Origin of the sequence: uncultured Parasphingopyxis sp., from assembly GCF_937129435.1 — a bacterium.
In the GTDB taxonomy this organism is placed as follows: domain Bacteria; phylum Pseudomonadota; class Alphaproteobacteria; order Sphingomonadales; family Sphingomonadaceae; genus Parasphingopyxis.
On sequence record NZ_CAKZNF010000076.1, the window covers coordinates 1 to 3,072 of the forward strand.

Sequence of the window (3,072 nt, forward strand, 5' to 3'; positions counted from 1 at the left end):
CGAGCCGAAGGCGAGGCCTGACAAACAAAAACCTCACCCCTCCCCTTCAGGGGAGGGGCAGGAGGTGGGGGCTATCCGCTGGCCCGGCGCTTGTGGAACGCCCCCATCCCAACCCCTCCCCTGAAGGGGAGGTGCTTTACGCCCTCTACCAAGGACACCCCGCCCATGCCGACCCCGACCGCCGAAACCTGCCGCACCCGCGCCGCCGCGGCGCAGGAGGCCGCCGATGCCGCCAGCCTCGACAACGTCAAGGAACGCGAGCTGCGCGCCCGCGACACCTGGACCGAAATGGCCGAACGTGCCGAGCGGCTCGCCAAGGAGCGCGTCAAGACCGAAGCCGCCAAGGCCGCCCGCAAGGAAGCCGAAGCCCTCGCCGCCGAACAGGCTCTCGACACGGAATAGTGAGACCGGGCTCCGGCGCGGGAATACGGGCGCTGCGTGATCCTTTCGCCACACTCCGAAACCCCCGCGTTCACCCTGAGCCTGTCGAAGGGTGTGGTGCCGCCGTCTCCAACGACCCTTCGACAAGCTCAGGGTGAGCGCGGGTGGGATGGGGTGATGCGGGCCGAAGCGCCTGCCCTATCCCCTATCCCCTATCCCCTACACCTTCACCAGCATCTTGCCGGTATTGCCGCCGGTGAACAGCCCCAGGAACGCGTCGACGGCGCTGTCCAGGCCGTCATGGACGGTCTCGGTCGACTTGATCTTCCCCTCCATCACCAGCCGGCCCATATCCTCGTAGAATTCGGTCGCGCGGGGCATGAATTGCGTGACGATGAAGCCGCGCATCGTGATCCCCTTGCCGATGATGTTGGCGATGTATTTCAGCTCCGTCGGCTCGGTCGTGTTGTAGATGTCGATCATGCCGCACTCGGCGAAATGCGCGCCGGGATTGGCGACCATGAACGCAGCATCCAGATGCTCGCCGCCGACATTGTCGAAATAGACGTCGATGCCCTTGGGCGCGGCGGCCTGCAGCTTTTCGAGCAGGTCGCCCGGCGATTTGTAATCGACCGTAGCATCGGCGCCGAGAGAGGCGACCCAGTCGCACTTGTCCTGCCCGCCGGCGGAGCCGATCACGGTCATCCCCTTGGCCTTGGCGATCTGCACCACGGTCGAGCCGACCGCGCCGGCCGCGGCGGAGACGAACACCGTGTCGCCCTCCTTCGCCTCACCGACATCGAGCAGGCCGAAATAGGCGGTCATGCCGGGCATGCCGAGATAGCCGAGAAAGCTTTGCGGCGGCACGTCGATCGCGGGCATCTTCTGCGCTTCGGCGGCGTTGACCACGGCCTCGTCACGCCAGCCCATCATGTGCTGCACCCGGTCGCCCTCGGCAAAGCCCTCGGCCCTGCTCTCGGTCACGAGGCCCAGCGCCCCGCCCTGCATCGGCTCGCCGATCTGGAAGGGCGGGGTGTAGCTTTTCACGTCGCGCATCCGGCCGCGCATATAGGGATCGACCGAGAGCCAGTCGTTCTTCACGCGGATCTGCCCGTTGGCGAGCGGCGGCAGCTCGATGTCCTTCAGCGCGAAATTGTCATGGCTCGGCATTTCGACCGGGCGGGATTCCAGGGTCCAGGCGCGGGGCATATCTTCTCTCCTCGATGGATCGCGTGAGTCGCGATTCGGTTTCTCGTTGCAACGTGCATAGCATGGCGGAGGGGTGGGGCGAGTGCCGAATTCCTCCCCCGCAGGGGGGAGGGGGACCGCACGAAGTGCGGTGGAGGGGTGTCACCATCAGCGATGCGCGCTTCTCCAGCGGGCACACCCCTCCGTCAGCCCTGCGGGCTGCCACCTCCCCTGATGAGGGGAGGATTTTCCGGCCAGCATCGCACAATAGAAAAGGGCCCGACCCGCAAGGGCCGGACCCTTTCCCGTAATACCGGCTGAGGGGGGTCAGCCGATATAGTCTCGCATATAGCCGGCGCTTCTGACGTCGCGTTCGCTCGTGTCGTTCTCGAACATGGCCTTGCGCGCTTCGATGTCGCGCCATTCGGCCTGCGCCTGATCGGCGGTGCGATTCAGATAGACCTTGTCGTCGACGCGATCGATCCAGCGCGAGGGGATGGAGTGGTGGTGGCCCCCCGCATCCTTGTCGCTCTTGGTCAGGATGATCCGGTCGCCGCGAATATAGTCGACCTCACCGACATGTTCGCCGTCCGATCCGAGCACTTCCTGATGCTCCTTGACGGTGCCGACCGCTAGGCGCTGTTCATAGCGCTTCTGCTTCCACTGGCCGAATTCGTTGTCGAAACGCTTCTGCCGTTCGCGGCGGAACTCGGCATAGTCGCGGTCATGCTCGGCCATCTGCCGGTTGCGCCAGGCTTCATAGTCTTGGGCATATTCGTCCTGTTCGCGAACCTGCTGACGGCTTGCCGCCGTGCCCGATCCGTAACCGAAGCCCATCTCGTTGCTCAGCCCGCCCTTGGGCGCCGGCGAAGCATCGTTATAGCCGAAGCGGTTGATGCCCGAGCGTCCACCGTATCCGCCTCTGGCAGCGTCGTGGCCGAACTTGCGGTCCATCATCGCGTCGAAGCGGCGACGGGCTTCCGCCTCGTCATTGCCGAACCACGACATCACCTCGTCGGCGGCGCGATCGAAGAAATGGCGCTCGCCATAATCATAGTCGCGCGGCGGGGTGCGGTCGTCATCATAGCGGGGGCGGCGGTCCTGGTTCCAGCTTTCGCGGCGGTTTTCGAATCTGTCATGTCTCATCATGTTTGCCTCCGAATGTTCCAGTCCTTGGTCTTTGCGGAGGGCAGCGGCGCTGATCGCCGCCACCGCGCAATCACTTGAAACAACGGATAAAATCGGGCGATCGTTCCATCGCGCTCGACGAACCGGGGCTATGGCTCGACGATTGCGGAGCGATCGCGCAAGGACACCGCGAAATGCCGAGTTGCGCGCCGCGCCCGCCATCGCTAAAGGAAGCGCCCTTCCCGCCGAGACAAGCGGGCAAGCCGAAGCGTGGGGCCGTAGCTCAGTTGGGAGAGCGCTGCAATCGCACTGCAGAGGTCGGGGGTTCGAATCCCCCCGGCTCCACCATTTTCGCCGAAAGGCAAACGACTTCCC

General features: G+C 64.9%; 3 protein-coding genes and 1 tRNA gene. 2 read left to right on the forward strand and 2 right to left on the reverse strand.

Going from position 1 to position 3,072, the window contains the following annotated elements; translation table 11 throughout:
* The first annotated feature begins 165 nt into the window (after positions 1–165).
* Positions 166–402, forward strand: coding sequence for a hypothetical protein (locus Q0139_RS12060; RefSeq protein ID WP_298022194.1), 237 nt, complete (start codon positions 166–168; stop codon positions 400–402).
* A gap of 198 nt (positions 403–600) precedes the next feature.
* Here Q0139_RS12060 and Q0139_RS12065 read toward each other — a convergent pair whose 3' ends face one another.
* Positions 601–1,590, reverse strand: a complete 990-nt coding sequence (locus Q0139_RS12065; protein WP_298022197.1) for an NADP-dependent oxidoreductase — start codon at positions 1,588–1,590, stop codon at positions 601–603.
* 306 nt (positions 1,591–1,896) lie between these two features.
* The gene (locus tag Q0139_RS12070) at positions 1,897–2,718 is read right to left on the reverse strand and encodes a DUF2171 domain-containing protein (protein ID WP_298022200.1); all 822 of its coding nucleotides are present in this window, start codon (positions 2,716–2,718) and stop codon (positions 1,897–1,899) included.
* 251 nt (positions 2,719–2,969) lie between these two features.
* Between Q0139_RS12070 and Q0139_RS12075 the strand changes: the two genes are divergently transcribed.
* Positions 2,970–3,045 (forward strand) — tRNA-Ala (locus Q0139_RS12075).
* Positions 3,046–3,072: the final 27 nt, after the last annotated feature.